This is a genomic window from Arthrobacter sp. NPDC058130, from assembly GCF_042884475.1.
Lineage (GTDB): Bacteria > Actinomycetota > Actinomycetes > Actinomycetales > Micrococcaceae > Arthrobacter.
Genome location: NZ_JBHVTV010000001.1, coordinates 266841 through 284684, shown reverse-complemented (window position 1 = coordinate 284684; position 17844 = coordinate 266841). Strand labels below are relative to the sequence as shown.

15 protein-coding genes are annotated in these 17844 nt (G+C 64.7%); 6 read left to right on the top strand and 9 right to left on the bottom strand.

Features of this window, described 5'->3' with window-relative positions:
* Positions 1 to 14: 14 nt before the first annotated feature.
* Entirely contained in the window at positions 15 to 725 is a 711-nt protein-coding gene (locus ACFVTM_RS01300) for a response regulator transcription factor (RefSeq protein ID WP_390201517.1), read from the bottom strand.
* Positions 726 to 913: 188 nt separating this feature from the next.
* On the opposite strand from ACFVTM_RS01300, the gene ACFVTM_RS01295 reads away from it, so the two are divergent.
* Complete coding sequence (locus ACFVTM_RS01295) at positions 914 to 1507, top strand: histidine phosphatase family protein (protein WP_390201516.1); 594 nt, start codon at positions 914 to 916, stop codon at positions 1505 to 1507.
* 19 nt (positions 1508 to 1526) lie between these two features.
* On the opposite strand, the gene ACFVTM_RS01290 is transcribed toward ACFVTM_RS01295, so the two are convergent.
* Positions 1527 to 3044, bottom strand: coding sequence for a CHAD domain-containing protein (locus ACFVTM_RS01290; RefSeq protein ID WP_390201515.1), 1518 nt, complete (start codon positions 3042 to 3044; stop codon positions 1527 to 1529).
* A gap of 267 nt (positions 3045 to 3311) precedes the next feature.
* Between ACFVTM_RS01290 and ACFVTM_RS01285 the strand changes: the two genes are divergently transcribed.
* The 5 genes from ACFVTM_RS01285 (at position 3312) to ACFVTM_RS01265 (ending at position 8879) form a co-directional block, all read left to right on the top strand.
* A complete protein-coding gene (locus ACFVTM_RS01285) occupies positions 3312 to 4232 on the top strand; it encodes a LysR family transcriptional regulator (protein WP_390202087.1) in 921 nt (306 codons plus the stop codon).
* 112 nt (positions 4233 to 4344) lie between these two features.
* Positions 4345 to 5442, top strand: coding sequence for a tartrate dehydrogenase (locus tag ACFVTM_RS01280; protein ID WP_390201514.1), 1098 nt, complete (start codon positions 4345 to 4347; stop codon positions 5440 to 5442).
* 127 nt (positions 5443 to 5569) lie between these two features.
* Positions 5570 to 7069: a C4-dicarboxylate transporter DctA gene (gene dctA / locus ACFVTM_RS01275; protein ID WP_390201513.1), complete on the top strand. Its 1500-nt coding sequence runs from the start codon at positions 5570 to 5572 to the stop codon at positions 7067 to 7069.
* A gap of 1 nt (position 7070) precedes the next feature.
* Positions 7071 to 8225: a glycerate kinase gene (locus ACFVTM_RS01270; protein ID WP_390201512.1), complete on the top strand. Its 1155-nt coding sequence runs from the start codon at positions 7071 to 7073 to the stop codon at positions 8223 to 8225.
* A 471-nt stretch (positions 8226 to 8696) separates the two neighbouring features.
* A complete protein-coding gene (locus ACFVTM_RS01265) occupies positions 8697 to 8879 on the top strand; it encodes a hypothetical protein (protein ID WP_390201511.1) in 183 nt (60 codons plus the stop codon).
* Between the two features lie 178 nt (positions 8880 to 9057).
* Here ACFVTM_RS01265 and ACFVTM_RS01260 read toward each other — a convergent pair whose 3' ends face one another.
* The 7 genes from ACFVTM_RS01260 to ACFVTM_RS01230 form a co-directional block, all read right to left on the bottom strand.
* A complete protein-coding gene (locus tag ACFVTM_RS01260) occupies positions 9058 to 10398 on the bottom strand; it encodes a right-handed parallel beta-helix repeat-containing protein (RefSeq protein ID WP_390201510.1) in 1341 nt (446 codons plus the stop codon).
* A gap of 54 nt (positions 10399 to 10452) precedes the next feature.
* Positions 10453 to 11403, bottom strand: a complete 951-nt coding sequence (locus ACFVTM_RS01255) for a carbohydrate kinase (RefSeq protein ID WP_390201509.1) — start codon at positions 11401 to 11403, stop codon at positions 10453 to 10455.
* 34 nt (positions 11404 to 11437) lie between these two features.
* The gene (locus tag ACFVTM_RS01250; protein ID WP_390201508.1) at positions 11438 to 13021 is read right to left on the bottom strand and encodes a glycoside hydrolase family 32 protein; all 1584 of its coding nucleotides are present in this window, start codon (positions 13019 to 13021) and stop codon (positions 11438 to 11440) included.
* Positions 13022 to 13060: 39 nt separating this feature from the next.
* On the bottom strand, positions 13061 to 14101 hold the full coding sequence (locus tag ACFVTM_RS01245; protein WP_390201507.1) for a LacI family DNA-binding transcriptional regulator: 1041 nt from the start codon (positions 14099 to 14101) through the stop codon (positions 13061 to 13063).
* A gap of 101 nt (positions 14102 to 14202) precedes the next feature.
* Positions 14203 to 15096, bottom strand: a complete 894-nt coding sequence (locus ACFVTM_RS01240; protein WP_390202086.1) for a carbohydrate ABC transporter permease — start codon at positions 15094 to 15096, stop codon at positions 14203 to 14205.
* 164 nt (positions 15097 to 15260) lie between these two features.
* A complete protein-coding gene (locus ACFVTM_RS01235) occupies positions 15261 to 16148 on the bottom strand; it encodes a carbohydrate ABC transporter permease (protein WP_390201506.1) in 888 nt (295 codons plus the stop codon).
* A gap of 85 nt (positions 16149 to 16233) precedes the next feature.
* A complete protein-coding gene (locus ACFVTM_RS01230; protein WP_390201505.1) occupies positions 16234 to 17517 on the bottom strand; it encodes an ABC transporter substrate-binding protein in 1284 nt (427 codons plus the stop codon).
* Positions 17518 to 17844: the final 327 nt, after the last annotated feature.

Sequence of the window (17844 nt, the reverse complement as noted above, 5' to 3'; positions counted from 1 at the left end):
GGGAACCCGAGCCCTCACGTCCCGGCAATTCGGGGGGAGTCCTCCCGCGGACCCGGGTCGGCGCTGAGCATGTAGCCCATCCCCCACACCGTGGTCAGTGACTGGACGCCGAAGGGGACGTCGATCTTGCGCCGGAGGTAGCCGACATAGACCTCCACCACGTTGTCCCCGCCCTCAAAGGCGGGGTCCCACACGTTATCGAGTATCTCCGCCTTCGTCACGATTTGGTCGTGACGCCGGATGAGGTACTCCAGGAGCCCGTATTCACGGGGCGTCAGCCTGATCGCCGTGTTCCCCCGACGGACCTTGCGGTTGAGCGGGTCCAGCGTCAGGGTGCCCGCCGTCAACACCACAGGGCGCTCGGGCGCCCCGCGGCGGATGAGTGCCCGGATCCGTGCCACCAGCACCGGAAAGCTAAAGGGCTTCGTCAGATAGTCATCAGCCCCGAGATCAAAAGCGTCTGTCTGGTCGTACTCGCCGTCCTTCGCCGTGAGCATCAGCACCGGAGTCCAGACCTTGTGCTCCCGGAGCTCCTTCAGCACGTCGTAGCCGTTCTTTAGCGGCAGCATCAGATCGAGCAAGATCACGTCATATGAGTTTTCCGTCGACGCCCACAGGCCGCTGACGCCGTCGTACATGACGTCGACGACGAAACCCTCATTCGTCAGCCCGCGGCGGACCGTTTCGGCCAGACCTTTCTCATCATCGACGACCAAAATCCGCACGGAACCCCCCTCCTTGATACAGGCAGTATGTGGCAGAGGGTTGAGCAAACCCTGAGAAAAGACCCCGGGTTCCCCGCCTCTTCCCCGCCAGGCTCCCTGTCTCAGAGATTTCTCAGCAGTACCGGGTAACGCTGGTAGTGCAACGTGCTGCATGAATTTCGCATCCGGCCGGAGGAATCGTCGCAATCATGGAAAATACAACCCTGACGACGTTTGCCCTTGTCCGCCATGGCCAGACGGACTGGAATGCCCAGCGCCGTCTGCAGGGTTCCACCGACGTTCCGCTCAACGACGTCGGCCGCTGCCAGGCGCGCGACGCCGTCGCTGTCCTGTCCGGCTACGAGTGGGATGCGATCGTGTGCTCGCCGCTGAGCCGTGCCGCCGAAACGGCCGACCTGATTGCCGACGGGCTGGGGCTCGGCGTGGCCCGGCGCGTGCCGGAACTCGCGGAGCGAAGCTTCGGACCCGCAGAGGGGCTGCAGGCCGGACCCGCACTGGATGCGCTGCGCATCCGGGGCGGCTTCCGCGGCGCAGAAAGCAGGAATGAGGCCGCCTGCCGCGGATTGGCGGCGCTGGAAGAGCTGGCCGAGGAGTTCTGCGGCCGCCGCGTCGTGGTGGTCGCCCACGCCACGCTCATCCGGCTGAGCCTCAGCCGCGCCGTCGGCCACACCCTGCAAAGCATCGACAACGCCGCGCTCAACCTGGCCCACCACCATGCCGTTGACGGCTGGGAACTCGAATACTTCAACGGCCAGCGGGTCCTGGCGGGCGTCCGGGGCTGAGCCAGCGCCGCGGCCCGGATCAACGGGGCAGCCGCATGCCGTGAAGCTTCTTTCCAACCTTGCGGGCCTTCTTGTCGGACTTGCGGGCGAGACGTTTTTCCTCCACCTCCAGCCGGTGGAAGGCGAGGTCCGTGCCGGCGGGCAGGTCCGGGGTCGCAGCCAGCCTGCGCAGCAGGGCGATCGCCATGACACTGTCCTGGTGGTCGCCGAGCACCTTTTGGAGCCGCCCTGCCGCCTTGGTGAGTTTCCGGGCGCGTTTGCCGTGGATTTCCGTCACCGATTCCGCCGCGTGGCGCAGGCGCTTGGCGTCTTTGCGGACCTCATGCAGGGCTTCGTCGCGGGAGGCCCTGCCGGCGGAACGTTTGACGTCCTTCCAGGAGCGGTCCACCCGCTTCGCCGCCTTGTCCACGAGTTTGGCCGTCACCTTGCGGGCAGGGCGGAAAGCGCCCGGACTGGCAGGCGGGTGGTCGCGGAAGTCCTCGAGCGCGCCCAGGAGCCGGTAGTAGCGCGTGGTCCCGAGGGCCTTCAAGACGTTTCGGTACCCGGCGTTGTGGGCTTCGACCAGCTCCTGTTCGACCAGATCCTGGCAGGGGCCCGATCTCTGTTCCTCGGGAAGCTCCTGGATGCGCAGCCGCAGCCGCGCGAGCATCACTTCCGCGTCGCGCGCCTTGCCCAGGATCTGGCCGAGCCACTTCAGTTCAGCCTGCAGGTCCCGGACCGCCGATTCGTCAAAGAGCTTCCGGTAAGTGGCCAGGGCGGAGCGGGCCCGGCGCGCCCCGGACCGCATCTGGTGAACGGCATCCGGTGTCCCCAGGCGTACGCCCGGATCATGGGCGATGAACTCTTCGATCTGCGCGCCCAGATAGGCCGTCACGACGTCGGCTGCAGGTCCTTTCTTCCGGGGTTTTTTAGTCCCCGGGCTGAACTCAGCAGGCCAGGCATCGCCCAGGGCACGGGCGACTTTGGAGGCGTACGCGGAGTGGCCCGCTCCCGTGGACGTCAGGGCCGTGGCGGCCGCATCGAAGAGCCGCTCGTTCCCGTGCACCAGTTCGATTTCCCACTCACGCCAGTCCCGGGCCGGCCCGGGCGGGTGCAGGACCTCGGCATGAACCAGGTCATCGGCCATGTCTGCCAGGTGCTCACCGCCGGGCCCGTAGAGCCGGTGCGTGGTGCGCTGCGTGCTGAGCCGGACCACCGGCCTGAGCTCTTCGCCGCGCGTGAACACCAGCAGGTGGTCCTTTAATTCATCCGGAACCGTGTCCGGCTGGCCCAGCGGAGCGTGGATTTCCTTGCGCTGGTCCGTGCCTGCGGGCAGCTTCAGGTGCCAGCCCTCATCCGTGCCCCCCGTGCGGCGCCGCAGGGTCAGGCGGCGCGCGGCGAGGGTCAGGGTCCGGGTATCGAAGTACACAGCCTCAAGCTGGTCCGTCACCGGTTCCCCGATGTGGTCCACGCCCTCGATTTGCAGCAAGTCCGGAAGCGTTGTGGAGGCCTCGGCGTCGTACTTTTGTTCCGTTTCAAGTTTCCCGGTCGTGTCCATGGCAGGCCCCCTCAACTGGCACCGCTGGAACATGGACGTGATCCTTCCGTGGGCGTGTCCGGCCGGTGCCTTGGCCCGTTCCGCCCAGCCCGATTCTAGGCCTCCGGGGAACCGCCCGACCAGACCGTTGACGGCGCAGGTCACGCTGAGCCGCGCCGGCCTGATAGGCGTAGGCTATCTATGCTTCAACCCCGCACCCTGCGCCGCCCCCGGGCGTGCATTCCGGGGGCGCAGGAGCCCCAGGAACGGATCGGTGAAGGAGCTGGCGTGGACACCCGGAAGCTGAAGTATTTTCTGGCCGTCGTCGACCACGACGGCTTCAACCGCGCCGCGGAGCACCTGCTGATCGCCCAGCCGTCCCTCTCCCAGACCATCGCGGGACTGGAAAAGGACCTGGGTGTACCGCTCTTTCACCGCATCGGCCGCCGCGCGGTCCTCAGCGAAGCGGGCAAGGAACTGGTCGGCCCGGCCCGGCTCGTGATGCGGGACCTTGATGCCGCGCAGTCCGCGGTGCAGGCCCTGCGGGGCGTGCGGAGCGGGCGGCTGGACATTATCACCATGCCCTCCCCCGGCATCGAGCCGCTGACCTCGATGATCGCCGAGTACACGCGGACGCATCCCTCGGTGCGGCTCAACGTCAGCGCGGCGTTCACGCCCGAGGAAGTCATTGAATCCGTCCGCAGCGGCAGCACGGAAATCGGGCTGGCCGGATCCCCCAACACCATCCGCGTCCCGGGCGTCCAGGTCCTGGAGCTGGAACGCCAGCCGCTGATCCTGATCGTCAACCCGCAGGCGGATACGTTCGGCCCCGGGACGGCGATTCAGCGTGAGGATCTTGGCGGCCACCGGCTGATCGCAAGCCAGCGCGGATCCCTGATGCGCTGGCTGGTCGATGATGCACTGGCCCGCGGCGTCAACACGGAAATCGTGGTGGAGGTCGCGCACCGGACCTCCATCCTGCCGCTGGTCCTGGCGGGCGTGGGCCATGCCGTCATGCCGTCATCCTGGGCGCCGCTGGCGCACAAGTCAGGGTTGCGGACCCTGTTGATCGAACCGGTGTCCCACCTGGACGTCGCCATCCTGAGCCGGAAGGAAGACCTGACGCCTGCCGCCAAAGCCTTCCTGGCCGTCGCAGAACTGCATGTGGCAGCGGCGCCGGAGGCCGCAGGCGACGGACCCATAGGCTAAGCCTATTTACCCTATCGAATCTTGGTCTTGGACGGCGGATGGCGCCGGGCCGTCTACTTGAAGAGGACAGGCAGTGTGACGCTGCTAACAAACTCAACGAGGAGGTAGGCACATGAGCGCCACCCAGAAATTCAGCATCGCTTCGATTCCCGCCGACGGCGTGGGCAAGGAAGTTGTCTCCGCCGGGCGCCGCGTCCTGGACGCCCTCGCCCAGAATTCCGGCGGCAAGTTCGCCTTCGACTGGACCGAGTTCCCCTGGGGCTGCGGCTACTACGAAAAGACCGGCCAGATGATGGACGCTGAGGGCCTTGAGGTCCTGAAGAACTTTGACGCCATCTACTTTGGCGCCGTCGGCTGGGAAAACGTCCCGGACCACATCAGCCTGTGGGGCCTGCGCCTGAACATCACGCAGAACTTCGACCAGTGGGCCAACATCCGCCCGGTGAAGTTCCTCCCCGGCATCCAGTCCCCGCTGCGCAAGGCCGATCACACCGAGCTCGACTGGATCGTCGTCCGCGAAAACAGCGAAGGCGAGTACGCCGGCCTGGGCGGACGGAACCTCAGCGGCCGCGGCCCCGGCAACGAGGTGGCCCTCCAGACCGCCCTCTTCACGGAAAAGGGCTGCGAGCGGATCATGCGCTTCGCCTTCGACCTCGCCCGGACCCGTACCGTGAAGAAGGTCTCCTCCGTCACCAAGTCCAACGCCCAGCAGTACGGCATGGTCCTGTGGGACGAAACCTTCCAGCGCGTGGCCCTGGACTACCCGGACGTCGCCACCGAAAGCGTCCTGGTCGACGCCATGAGCGCCAAGTTCATCCTGCACCCCGAAGACCTGTCCGTCGTCGTCGCCTCGAACCTGAACGCGGACATCCTCTCGGACCTCGGCTCGGCCCTGGCCGGAAGCCTCGGCCTGGCGGCCAGCGCGAACCTGAACCCGGAACGCCGCTTCCCATCCATGTTCGAACCGGTCCACGGCTCCGCACCGGACATTGCCGGCAAGGGCATCAGCAACCCGATCGGCGCGATCGCCAGCGCCGCCCTGATGCTGGACCACTTCGGCCTGCACGAGGAAGCCCGCCGCGTCGAGGCCGCGATCGAGCAGACCACGGCCGCCGGCTACCTGACCCGCGACGTCGGCGGCGAAGCCAACACCGGTGACGTCACCGAGGCCATCATCAAGGCCCTCACCCACACTCTGGCTGCCGTCTAGCCGGACCCCGTTCGGGGCGGGCGGCACCGCGCACCGTCGCCGCCGCCCGCCCGACCCAGCTCTTCATTCTTCAAGCACCGTTCTTCAAGCACCACTGGCATTCACATTCCACAATGAGGTAGGAATCATGGGACCAATCACCACTGCGGGCGCACCCGCGGCAGCTAAGAAATCAGCCCCCAAGACACGCTGGTACCGGCAGCTGTACTTCTGGGTCTTGACCGGCATTGTCCTCGGCATCCTCGTCGGCTGGCTCGCGCCCTCCGCCGGCATCGCCCTGGAACCGATCGGCACCACCTTCGTCAATTCCATGAGAATGCTGATCGGTCCGATCGTGTTCCTGACCATCGTGGGGGGCATCGCCAGCGTCGCGGACCTGAAAAAGGTCGGCATGACCGGCCTGAAGGCCCTGACGTATTTCCAGATCGGCACGATCTTCGCCCTGCTCTTCGGCCTGGTCGCCATCAACATCTTCCGCCTCGGCGAGGGCGTCAACGCCGATGCCAGCACCATCAAGACCACGGACTCCGCGGCCAAGCTGATCGAAACCGGCGCCCACCAGGAGTGGTGGCAGTTCCTGACCCACATCATCCCCACCAGCATCGCCGCTCCCTTCGTGGAGGGCGACATCCTCCAGATCATCTTCATCGCCGTGGTGTTCGGCATCGCCCTGAACGCCATGGGCAAAGTCGGGGCGCCCGTCCTGGACGGGGTCCAGCGCCTCACCGGCGTCATGTTCAAGATCCTGGGCTTCATCATGAAGGCCGCCCCCGTGGGCGCGTTCGGTGCGATGGCCTTCGCCGTCGGCAAGTACGGGGTCTCGTCCCTCTCGAGCATGGGCGGGCTGATCGCCCTCTTCTACGCCACCTCGATCTTGTTCGTCGTCGTGGTCCTCGGATCCGTCATGGCCTTCCTGAAGCTGAACATCTTCAAGATGATCCGCCATCTCAAAGAGGAATACCTGCTCATCCTGGGCACCTCCACCGCCGAACCGGCGCTGCCGGGCCTGATGCGCAAGCTTGAGCACGCCGGGGTCAAGAAGGAAACGGTCGGACTCGTCGTCCCCACGGGGTACAGCTTCAACCTCGACGGCGCCGCCATCTACCTTTCGCTGGCCGCCGTCTACATCGCCCAGGCCACCAACACCTCCCTGACCATCGGCCAGCAGCTGGGCCTGATCGCGGTCATGCTGCTCACCTCCAAGGGCGCGGCGGGCGTCGCCGGCGGCGGTTTCATCGCCCTGACCGCCACGCTGGCCACCATCGGCACCATCCCGGCCGCCGGCATCATGCTCATCTTCGGCATCGACAAGTTCATGTCCGAATGCCGGGCCCTGGTGAACTTCACCGGCAACGCCGTCGCCACACTCTTCATCGCCTGGTGGGACCGGACGCTGGACGCGGACCGTGTCCGCCGCGTCTTCAACGGCGAAGTGGTCGAGCCGCTGCCCAGCGAGGATCCGACACCGCTTGACGAGTTCACGGACATCGCTGCCGGCCTGACCGGCCACGACTCCCACGCGCCCGCAGAACACACGCCCAGGACCAGTCCCCAGCGCACGGAGCCTGCCGACGTCGACCTCGCATCGAGTGGAGACCGCCGCCCCGCCTACTCGAAAAGCAACTGACATGTCCACAGCACCCGCCCCGAAATGCGTACGAGCCCTGATCGCACCGGACAAGTTCAAAGGGAGCCTCACGGCCGGCGAAGTGGCCTATGCCCTGGCGGCAGGACTCCGCTCCGCCGCCGGTTCCGGAACCGGATCCGTCCACTGCGAACTGCTTCCCCTGGCGGACGGGGGTGACGGCAGCGTCGATGCCGCCGTCGCCTCCGGCTTCACCCGGCACAGCCACACCGTCGCGGGACCCACCGGCCAGCCCGTCCAGGCCAGCATCGCGTTCGACGGCGTCACAGCCGTCGTCGAGGTGGCCAACACGTGCGGGCTCGGGCTCCTGCCGGGCGGCATCCTGGAGCCGCTGGGTGCCTCCAGCCGCGGCTTCGGCGAAGCCGTCCTGTTCTCGCTCAGCCTGGGGCCGGCCAGGATTGTTCTGGCCCTGGGCGGCAGCGCCAGCACCGACGGCGGCATGGGAATGCTTACCGCCCTCGGGTACAGCTTCCGCGACGCCGACGGCCGCCAGCTCTACGGCAGCGGCGGGGCGCTGGCCCAGATCCACAGCATCCAGCGGACCGCCCTCCCGGAGCTGGCCGGCACCGAGCTCCTCGTCGCCAGCGACGTCCACAACCCGCTGCTCGGAGCCCAGGGCGCACCGGCCGTCTTCGGCCCGCAAAAGGGCGCCGGACCGGAAGAGATCGCGGCCCTCGATACAGGCCTCGAACATTTCGTAACCAAACTGGCGGCAGCGGGATTCGCCGATGCGGCGCAGCTGGCTGCGCACCCAGGCGCCGGAAGCGCCGGCGGAATCGGCTACGCCTGCCTGCTGCTCGGGGCACGGCAGGTCTCCGGCGCCGACTACTTCCTGGACCTGCTGGACTTCAACGCCCGCAAGGACAACTGCGACATCGTCATCACCGGCGAGGGCAGCCTCGACGAGCAAACCCTCGCCGGGAAATTGCCCGCCGCCGTCGCCCGCCGGTCCGGGTCCCGTCCGATCATCGCCGTCGCCGGCCGCTCCCTTTTGGCCCAAGAACGGTGGGCCGAGATGGACCTCACCCGGGTGTACACGCTGGCCGAGTACACGGACCAGGACTCGTCCAAAGACCCGGAGCTGTCCGCCGCGCTGCTCCGCCGGATCGGCAAGGACATCGGGACAAGCCTGCTGTAGCCGCGCCCCGCTGCGTGAGACGAAAAACGCCCGCCCGGGTTACCCGGGCGGGCGTTCTTGGTCGTGTCGGGAACCCGGGAAACGAGCTGACCGGCATCAGTCTTGAGCATCCGGGGGTACAAGCTGCGTCCTGAAGACCCCAACGCTATGACCTGGAGACCTGGAACGCATGCAGTTGTCGCCCCGGAGCGGCGGGACGAGAGCCTGTATCCGCACCACATCGCCGAACGCTAGTGGCTGCTCGTGATCATCACACTCGGCGTAGTGGCCTGTAGTTGGCGGGTTTGATCTGCTTGGCGCGGGGCCAGGTGCAGTAGCAGACGTTCTGGCGGCCTTCCGCGCTGATCCGGGGAATTACGTCCCCTACCGGCTTTCTCTCCCAGATCGACTCCAAGGACCCTGAACTGGAGAAGCGATCGATAGGCCTGTCGGCTCGGCCGGATCCTTGCGGCACCGCCGTCGGCGATCTCCGTGGACCTGTCCGGACTCGAGCTGACCCACTACCGGATCGAAGACGAGGGAAGCCAGAAGCCGGACCTTGAGACCGGGGAAGCGACACCGCTGACCCCTCTCGTCGGTTTCCGGGAAACCCCTGAACGCCGCGTCGCAAGGCGCCTCGAACGCGTGGCGGGAACTCCCCGGCAGAGGGCCTGAATGATTCATCTGATGAGATACGCAGAGTACAGATTGACGGAATCTGCACTATCGGCGTTCTGAACCTCTGGCTGGGGGCGCCGGGGCTACGGGAGTCCGATCGGGATTCGACCAGCGGTCTGGGTGCCGATGCCTTTTCCGACCGAGTTGCTGGTCGCACAAGTGCATATGCGCCCGCCTAGAAACCCACCGTGGGTGTGGCCCTAAAGGCGTTGACAGCCCTATCTGCGATAACTTGGGCGTCACTTCCGGAATCAAGGATCGTATTCCGAGCTGATTCGGAATCGACCTTGACAGCGGTAACGGCGAGACTGTCGGAGGCCCCGGTGGTCAACAGGGCGTCCACCTGGGACTCGAAGCAGGAGTCACTTGTCTTGGAGTCAACGTCCTTCGCTACCACATGGTTGTTGGAGACGAAGTTGCCAACCCCGGCCATCATCCGGATGATGACAGGCATCGCACCTGTGGGCCGGATGCTCTGTGAGTCGATGATCTGGGAGAAGTGGTTGCCGATGACAGAGTTGTTGCTGCCGCTGACACAGAGAAGGCCGTTGAGGTCGTCCAGTCCGTTGTCGACTCCAAGGAAGGGCGTCCAGGGCTCATGGTCACGCAGGAAGTGGTTCGTGGCCACGAGGTTTTCCGAACTGTTCGCCGCGAGAATCACCATCCCGGGGTAGAACGAATGCAGACGGTTGTTTGTGACGCTTGAACGCGTGACGCCGTTGAGATGGACGCTGCTCGCACCACGGGGGAAGACGTTGTTCGCGGTTATCAGGAGCCCGCCATGGTTCTCGGCGTAGATCGAATGCCCCTTGGGGCCTGCCCCGACCAAATTATCGGTGATCTTTGATGCCTGCCCCCACCCGCGCAGTTCGATGCAGCTTCCGCATTCAGCGATGAAGTTGTGGTGGATGGAAAGCGCGTCCGCGTTGTGGATGGTGAGTGCGTTCTCCAAATAGACGAACCCCATATCGGTGACCCGGAACGAGTCATTGGCGCTGGCTACATATATGCCGGTCTTGCCGTTGACGTAGGTGTTCTCGGGAGGCATCCCGGAACCGTCCGCAATGAAATGCAGGCCGTCGATGCAGAAGTTGGAGAACTCCACCGAGCTGATCCGCGGGCTTCCGCTTCTCTCAACAAGGAAGGCGGCTCCCTTGGATTCCTCCCCGTCGCCGGCGGAGGGAAGGTCGACGATGATGCGGCTCCCCCCGGGCCAGAGCTCATGCAGGTCGGGCCATTCGTCTTCGGGAACGTTGAATCGGATGCTCGACGACGTAAACCCGTGTCCCGAGCCTTCGATCCGAAGGAAGCTGACGTCGATCACCACCTGCGTGCGGAGGTGGTAGTCCCCCGGCGGAATGTAGATAACAGCGCCGGGCCTTCCTCCGTTGTTCACATCGGCGGCGTACTGCCGTTCCTTGATGTCGGCGATGATGCTGTTGATGACTTCACCGACGTCCTTGGCTGGGTTGCCGACGGACCAGGCCGTCACGTCGTAGTAGTTGTTGCTTGACATAGCTTCTTCCCTTGATGTTGTGGTTCCTCAGCCGTTATTTCAGTGCACAGGATTTCACGTAGCCATCGGTTGATGCTCCGGGAGTTCCTCCAGTAGTTCTTCTGACGTTGGAGGGTGAGCGCCGGGACGGCGTACTGTGATGGCCGCTGCTTTTGATGCCATGCGGCCCAGCGACTCCAGCACCGACGGCGCTAGCCCATCTGCTCCGCGCATGAGGAGTCCGTAGATCAGGGCAGCCATATACGAGTCGCCGGCTCCAATGGTGTCGGCCACGGCAGACTTAACCGAGGGAACGATTACCTGCGTGCCTCTCGTTGTGAGCAGGGATCCCTCCGCTCCCATTGTGACGGCGACGAGTCCGGCGCCCAGTTCGAGGATACGTTTTGGGATGGCTTCCAGGGATAGCCGCGGATAGAGCCACAGTGCATCCTCGTCGCTGAGTTTGACTACCTCTGTGAACGGGACGAGTTCCTCGAAGATGGTTTGTGCCTCAAATTGGCTTCCGAGCAGTCCAGGGCGGATGTTGGGATCGTAGGTGACGACACAGCGCGTATGGGATTGCTCGAGAAGCTCTCTTACTGCTGCCGCTCCCGGCGCCAGGAAGGTAGCTATCGAGCCGGTGTGCAGAATTTTGGGAAGCGTGGCCGGAGCTACGCGCGGGAGGTCCCATCGGATGTCGAAGTCATAGTGTGCTGACCCATCGGAAGCCAGAATCGCGGTCGCCGTAGCTGTTTCGCCACGGCCCTTGGAACCGGGCAAGAGATGAACACCGGCGCCCCGAAGGTGCTTTTCGATGGCGGCGGCATGGAGGTCGTCGCCGATCGAGGTCAGCAATGCGGTGTCCACTCCCAGCCGTCCGAGTCCGTAGGCGACGTTTGCGGGTGATCCGCCGGGGTGCTCCTCGGTGCCTCGGGGAGATACAACTATGTCCACGAGGGCTTCGCCGACCACAAGGACATCAATGCTCGGTTTGAGGTCATTGTCGGTTTGCTGGATTGTTGGCATTTTTGGACCTTTCCTGTGCATCCGTTGGTGCGTTCTAGCTGAGCGCTGTGACAGTGAGCGTCCGGATGGTTGCGCGCCCGCCCTTAACCGCTAGCCGGTTCTCCGCATGTCCCTGAGCGGGAAAAACAAGGTCGGTCATGACCACTTTGCCGCCCTGCGCAAACACCTCCACGGAGCAATGGTCGACGACGATGTGCAGCTTGAGTGCGCCGTCCTCGAGGACCAGCGGGGCTGACTCCACGGAGGGAAACTTCTCGTGAAAACCGATGTCGCCTGACCGCCTGCGGTCCAGCACGAGTTGGGCCGTAGCGGCGTTGTAGCTCAGCACGGTCCCGGCACTGCCGTCACCATTTCCGAACAGGTGGTAGGCCACTTGTTCGGCGTCTCCGGGCAGTATCTCCGCCTCGATGACTTGGGCGCTGCCGGGTACCGCATCGGGCAGCCGAAAGACTGAGTCCTGCAGCTCAAAGGTGCCTGCGTCCATGAGATTATGGGCTGCCGCCGGCTCTTCTCCTGCGCAGGGGCCGGTCAGGACCGGTTGCTGGATCAAACGGGCGGAGCCATTGACTGCTGTGAGGCGCACTTCGCGGGCGACGGTCATCGAGGACCGCCAGGGGGCGGTGGGCAGTTCGTTGGCGTAGTCCCAGTTGTTCATCCAGCCGATGATGATGCGCCGGTCATCCGGGGCGTTGCTAAAGGATACGGAGGCGTAGCAGTCGCGTCCCCAGTCCAGCCACAGGCATTGCTGCAAGGTTGCAGAGCCAGCCTTGGGATCGGGGAGGGAGGCCAGCCCTTCGGGCGCCACGATGGAGCCGGGATCGGGGGTGAAGCTGACGCCGTTGAAGTGTCCGATGAAGTACTGGCCGCCAGAGCCTCCTGCCACGGCGCCTGGGTTGACGTTGACGATCAGTACCCATTTGATGTTGTCCGGGTCCCCGTCCACTGCCAGGGGAAAGAGATCGGGGCATTCCCATTCGCCGGCGTCGGCGTTGGCCGGGCCGAACTCGCTCAGAAAGTCCCAGGACTTAAGGTCGTCCGAACGGTAAAAGACCACCTTCTGGTGCTGGGCTTCGACCGCGACCATGACCCAGCAGGCACCCTGCTCCCCCTCGTAGCGGAAGACCTTGGGATCACGGAAGTTTGCGGAGTTTCTTGTGAGGACAGGGTTGCCTCCGTACTTTCGCCACGTCATTCCTGCGTCTGTGCTGTAGGCCAGGGACTGAGCCTGTGTGCCGCTGTGTTCGGACCCGACTTTGTAGGCACTGGTGTAAATGGCTACGAGGGCGGGTGAGTCCGGCGTGCCGAGACCGGACGTGTTGCCGTGGTCGACGACCACACTGCCTGAGAAGATGTCTTCTGTCTCGTCGCAGGCAAGGGCAACGGCGTGTTCTGTCCACTGCAATAGATCACGGGAGGTGGCGTGGCCCCAGGACATGTTGCCCCAGACGTTGCCATACGGGTTGTTCTGGAAGAAGAGGTGGTACAGGCCCTCGTAGAAAACCAGGCCGTTGGGATCGTTCAGCCAGGTATCCCTTGCCGTGAAGTGGATGGCAGGCCGGAACCTGGAGGTTTCTGCCGGGGCTGTTTCCGGGCGTGCGGTATCAAGGCAACTGGACATGTCTGGCGTTCCTCTAGAGAAGTGGAAGGGGCTGGCTGCCTATTGCCGGGGAGCCGAGATGGAATCGCGGCGCACCAAGGGGCAGCTCAGAATGGTCGGGTGAAGTGCCATGAGGGTAAGGTCGGTCTTCCCCTCGACGGCGTCAATCAGGTGCTCGGTGGCCCAAGCACCCATCTCGTGGTGAGGCAGGGCCACGGTGGTGAGACCCGGGTGAAGGTTGGCGGCGATCAGTTCCTGGTCATCGAAGCCCACCACGGAAAGGTCCGCGGGGATGGCCAGTCCCAATTCAGCAGCGGCGCGGTAGGCGCCCATCGCCATCCGGTCGTTGTAGCAGAACAGGCCGGTGGGCGGTTCCTCGCGTGCCAGGATCCGCCGGGCCGCTTCATAGCCGCCTTGCACCTCGGAGACGTCGGACTCGACAGGTGCCGCACCGCCGTCGAGCCCTGCTTCAGTCAGCGTGGCCCGGAAGGCCTGGAGCCGCTGACGGGTTGCGGGGACATCATCGGTGTTGTTGATGAAGCCCACCCGGGTGTGGCCCGCTTCAAGGAGCGCGCCCACGGCGGCGCGTGCACCACCTTCTTCGTCCGGGATCACGGCTGTGATGTTCCCGCCGGTGGCCACCGAGTCGACCAGTACGGAGGGCACGCTGCCGAGGTTGGCCGGCAACTCCACGTTGCGGTGGTACATGGTGGCGTAGAGGATTCCGTCCACCCGGCGTTCCAGGAGGGCCTCGACGTCGGCCTGCCGGGATTCGAGGCTGGCTGAGCCGGAGGTGTTGATGATCATGAGGTTGTACCCGCGGGCTTTGGCGGCCTCGTCCGCGCCGAGGATGATCCGGCCGGCGTGCGGCGTGGTGGCGATATCCTCGCTGATGAACCCGATCATGCCCGAACGTTGCGTGCGAAGGGCCTGCGCCAGCCGGTTCGGGCCGTAGCCGAGCCGCTGGGCCGCTTCGTGGACCCGTTCCCTCGTCTCCGTTCCAACCCGTGCGTAGACGACGTCATTGAGGACGTGGGAGACCGTTGTGACAGAGACGCCGGCCGCGGCGGCCACGTCTTTGATGCCAACCGACTTGTTCATTGGTCTCCCACGTCCTTATGTTGATGCTGATTCTACGTCCGGGTGATTCTTGCGCGCGGCCTATTCGTCCCGGAGGTTGTTGTTCGTTTCGTTGTTGGTGGTCAGCCCTTGACAGCGCCGAGCGTCATGCCTGCGACGATCTTGCGCTGCAAGAGAAGGGTCAGGAGGATGACCGGGATGGAGTACACGGCAGCCAGCGCCGTCATGGATCCCCAGTCCAGGCCGAACTGGGTCTGGAAGTTTGCGATCACGACTGGGGTGGTCTGGGAGCGGATCGCTGTCATTAGGAGTGCGAACAGGAATTCGTTCCAGGAGGCCAGGAAGGCGAAGATCGCGGTGACCGCGATCCCGCCGGAAACCACCGGGATCACGACGCGCCAGAGCGCGCCCAGCCGGCTGCACCCGTCCACCGTTGCGGCCTCTTCGAGGTCATTGGGAACGGCTTCGAAGAAGCTGGACATCAGCCAGATCGACAGCGGCAGCGAGATGGTTGTGTGAGCGATGGACAGGGCGATCGGGGTATCCGCGAGTCCCGCCGTCGCCATCATGGACGCGAGCGGGATGCCGATGGCCACCGGCGGCACCATACGGGTTACGAGCGCTGCCATGATAAACACGCGGCCGCTCGGGGTCTTGTAGCGGGTGATGCCGTAAGCGGCCGGAACGGCCAGTCCGAGGGACAGGACCGTGCTGATGACGGCCGTCTGGACGCTGTTGATAAACGAGGCCAGAACTCCGCTGCGGCCCAGGGCGTTGGCGTAGTTCTCCAGCGTCCATTCCTTGGGAAGGATCGTGGGCGGCACCGCGATGGTGTCAATCGGCGTCTTGAAGGACGTGAACAGCAGGTAGAGGAACGGGAAACCGTACAGGACCATCGCCGCTGCAAGGATGATCCACAGCAGGATGCGGGTGCTGCGTTTGCCGGCTTCCAGGCCTTCGGCGTGGTGATTCCTGCGGCGGGGACGGCCCGTGCCCGAGGCTGCCGGGGTGGGCATCGCCGGCTCGACCGGCAGGACCCCGGTGGGGGCAGCACCGGCAGTGGCGCCGGACGCCTTGGTACCGGTGGCCAGCATGGTCGAGACGACGCCTGCTTCACGGGGGCGGTAGGCCAGCGTCTCGGCGGTAAAGCCGTTGTTGATGGGGGTGTCGGCGGTGCTCATCAGTTGTCCTTCCCTGGGCGCCAGATGGTCGCGACAGCGAAGAACGCGACGCCGAGCATGGCCAGCAGGTAGATAGTGCCCATGGCGCTGGCCAGTCCCGGATCGCCGAAGCGGATCATGGTCCGGTAGATCAGCAGGCTCATGGTTTCGGAGGCCGACTGCGGGCCGCCGTTGGTCTGGATCAGGATGGTGTCGAAGGCGCGGGCTGCGTCGATACCCCGCACCACCAATGCCACGGCGATGACGGGGCGCAGGAGCGGCAGGATAATGCTGAAGAGGAGGGTTGGGGCCTTGGCGCCGTCAAGCCGGGCCGCCTCGATGAGGTCGCCGGGGATGTTCTGGAGGCCGGCAAACAACACGAGGCACATGAAGGAAGTGGTCAGCCAGATATCCGGGACAGCCACGGAGAAGAGGACGATTCCCGGGTCGGAGAGCCAGCCGATCTGGTTGGGGTTCTGCAGGATTCCCGCCTGGTGAAGGAGGGTGCCGATGAGCCCGAAGTTATCAATCATCAGGAATTTCCACAGCAGGCCGGCGACAATGGGCGCGATCATCAGCGGGTACAGGAACACCGTCCGCCAGATCTCGGACTTGCGCCCCAAGGTGGTGAACAGCAGGGCCATGCCCAGGCCCAGCGCAAACTCGAGAGTGACCACCACCAGCGTGTAGGCCAGCGTGCGCCAGCCGGCGCCCATGAAAGCCTCCGAGGCGAAGGCACGGACGTAGTTGTCCAGGCCGACGAAGTCGCGGGGACCGCCGGCGATCGGGGAGATCTTGAAGAAGCTGTCTGCCACGAGGCGGAACAGCGGGTAGGCCACAAAGACTGCCAGGAACACGGCCGCTGGGGCCATGAGGTACAGGGCGAAGCGGCGATCGGAGATACGCACGGTTTTCTCTTCCGCTGGTTGGGGCCGCGGCCGGCACCGCCGTTGCTGACGGTGCCGCACTGGTAGGGTGCCGGCCGCGGAGTCTTTACTTGAGGAGGTCCTGGATCTGCTTTTTCGCGTCGGCCAGGAGTGCGGCGGAGTCGCCGCCGGCTACAGCTTTTTGGAGGGTGGGGACCAGGACGGTGTCCACGATCTGCTGCCATTTGGCCGTGGCAGGGCGCGTGGCGGTTGCCTGGCCCTTGAGGGTCTCGATGAGCGGCTTGAAGCTTTCGTAGCCGGGCTGGTCCTGGTACTTCTCGAAGGCCGAGATGCGGGAAGCCAGGCCGAGGCTGGATTCGATGCCCAGGTCGTTATGGTCATAGGCGCACTTGACGAACTTCTTGGCTGCGTCGCTGTTCTTGGTTGCCTTGGGCACGGAGAGGTACCAGGGGCCGGGAACACCGGCGACACCGGCGGAGCCGCCGATCATCGGAGCGGCGCCGACCTTGCCCGCGACCGGGGAATCCTTGGGGATCTGCCGGTAGGCGTGGGCCCAGAACCGGGTCATCGCGGTCTTGCCCTGGTTGAACAGGTTCTGCGCTGCTGCCCAGTCCACCTGGGCGGCGCCGGGAGGGGCGGACTTGGCCAGGCTGGTGTAAAAGTCCAGGGCTTCCTTGTGCGCGGCGTTGTCGATCACGACGTTGTTGTTCGCATCGAGGACCATCGGGGAACCGGCCTGAAGGACATGGGCCAGCCATTCGGTTTCGACGCCGCCCTTCACGTCAGTGCCGTACATGCCGTCCTTCGTAAAGAACTCGGAGATGTCCTGGTATTGCTTCCACGTGGTCGGAGCGGCGAGGTCGTAACCGTACTTGGCCTTGAAGTCGGTTTTGTTCTTGGCGTCCTCGAACAGGTCCTTGCGGTACAGGATGATTTCGGAGTTAGTCCAGGCCGGCATGCCGATAAAGTGCCCGTCCACGTTCGCTTCCTTCACGAGCGCGGGGAAGATGTCCTTCTTGGCCTCGTCGGTGAAGAGCTCGTCAATGGGCTGCACGGCGTCCTTGAAGCTGGGAAGCCACACGGAGTCCAGGGCGGCCACGTCGAACGAGACGTTGCCGGAGGAGAATTCGCTGGAAAGCCGGTTGAACATGCCGTCGTAGGGCAGTTCGACGAAGTTGACGTTAACGCCTGTATCTTTCTTGCACTGTTCGGCGACGCCGGTCAGTTCGGCGTGGCCACCGGCCTCGACGAGGACGTTGACGGTGCTCGCGCCGGCCCCCCCGGGCGATGAGGCCGGGCCCCCTGCGCCGCAGGCGGTTGCTGCCAGCGCGACGGCGGTGCAGATGCCGCCGATGGTGGCGAGCCTGTTGATGGTTTTACGAGTGGACATCGCTGTCGACTCACTTTCTCTCGAACGGACATGGCGAGACTGTGCTTGGCGTGAAAAATCGTTTTGCTAAAACGACTTGGCACTCACCATAAGGCGCGAGAATTTCACGTGTCAAGAGTCACATTGAAATTGAAAAACCGTTTTGCCAGGCGAGGCTGGCTTGCTGAAAGCACCGGCGGACGACGGCGAACGATCGGACAACGCGCAAAGAAGACCACTATCAGGATCGTGGCCAATAACCGTGCCGGCTGGGGGCACATCCTGGCCGACGAGTTCGCGCTGTCCGACGCCACCGGCATGGAACAAAACGACTGGCCCACATGCCGG

Excerpts from the sequence above, each read along its gene's own strand:
- ACFVTM_RS01270 (WP_390201512.1), top strand. The coding sequence starts at position 7,071 with ATGTCCACAGCACCCGCCCCGAAATGCGTACGAGCCCTGATCGCACCG.
- dctA (WP_390201513.1), top strand. The coding sequence starts at position 5,570 with ATGGGACCAATCACCACTGCGGGCGCACCCGCGGCAGCTAAGAAATCA.
- ACFVTM_RS01245 (WP_390201507.1), bottom strand. The coding sequence starts at position 14,101 with ATGAACAAGTCGGTTGGCATCAAAGACGTGGCCGCCGCGGCCGGCGTC.
- ACFVTM_RS01290 (WP_390201515.1), bottom strand. The coding sequence starts at position 3,044 with ATGGACACGACCGGGAAACTTGAAACGGAACAAAAGTACGACGCCGAG.
- ACFVTM_RS01255 (WP_390201509.1), bottom strand. The coding sequence starts at position 11,403 with ATGCCAACAATCCAGCAAACCGACAATGACCTCAAACCGAGCATTGAT.
- ACFVTM_RS01250 (WP_390201508.1), bottom strand. The coding sequence starts at position 13,021 with ATGTCCAGTTGCCTTGATACCGCACGCCCGGAAACAGCCCCGGCAGAA.
- ACFVTM_RS01295 (WP_390201516.1), top strand. The coding sequence starts at position 914 with ATGGAAAATACAACCCTGACGACGTTTGCCCTTGTCCGCCATGGCCAG.
- ACFVTM_RS01260 (WP_390201510.1), bottom strand. The coding sequence starts at position 10,398 with ATGTCAAGCAACAACTACTACGACGTGACGGCCTGGTCCGTCGGCAAC.
- ACFVTM_RS01230 (WP_390201505.1), bottom strand. The coding sequence starts at position 17,517 with ATGTCCACTCGTAAAACCATCAACAGGCTCGCCACCATCGGCGGCATC.
- ACFVTM_RS01280 (WP_390201514.1), top strand. The coding sequence starts at position 4,345 with ATGAGCGCCACCCAGAAATTCAGCATCGCTTCGATTCCCGCCGACGGC.
- ACFVTM_RS01240 (WP_390202086.1), bottom strand. The coding sequence starts at position 15,096 with ATGCCCACCCCGGCAGCCTCGGGCACGGGCCGTCCCCGCCGCAGGAAT.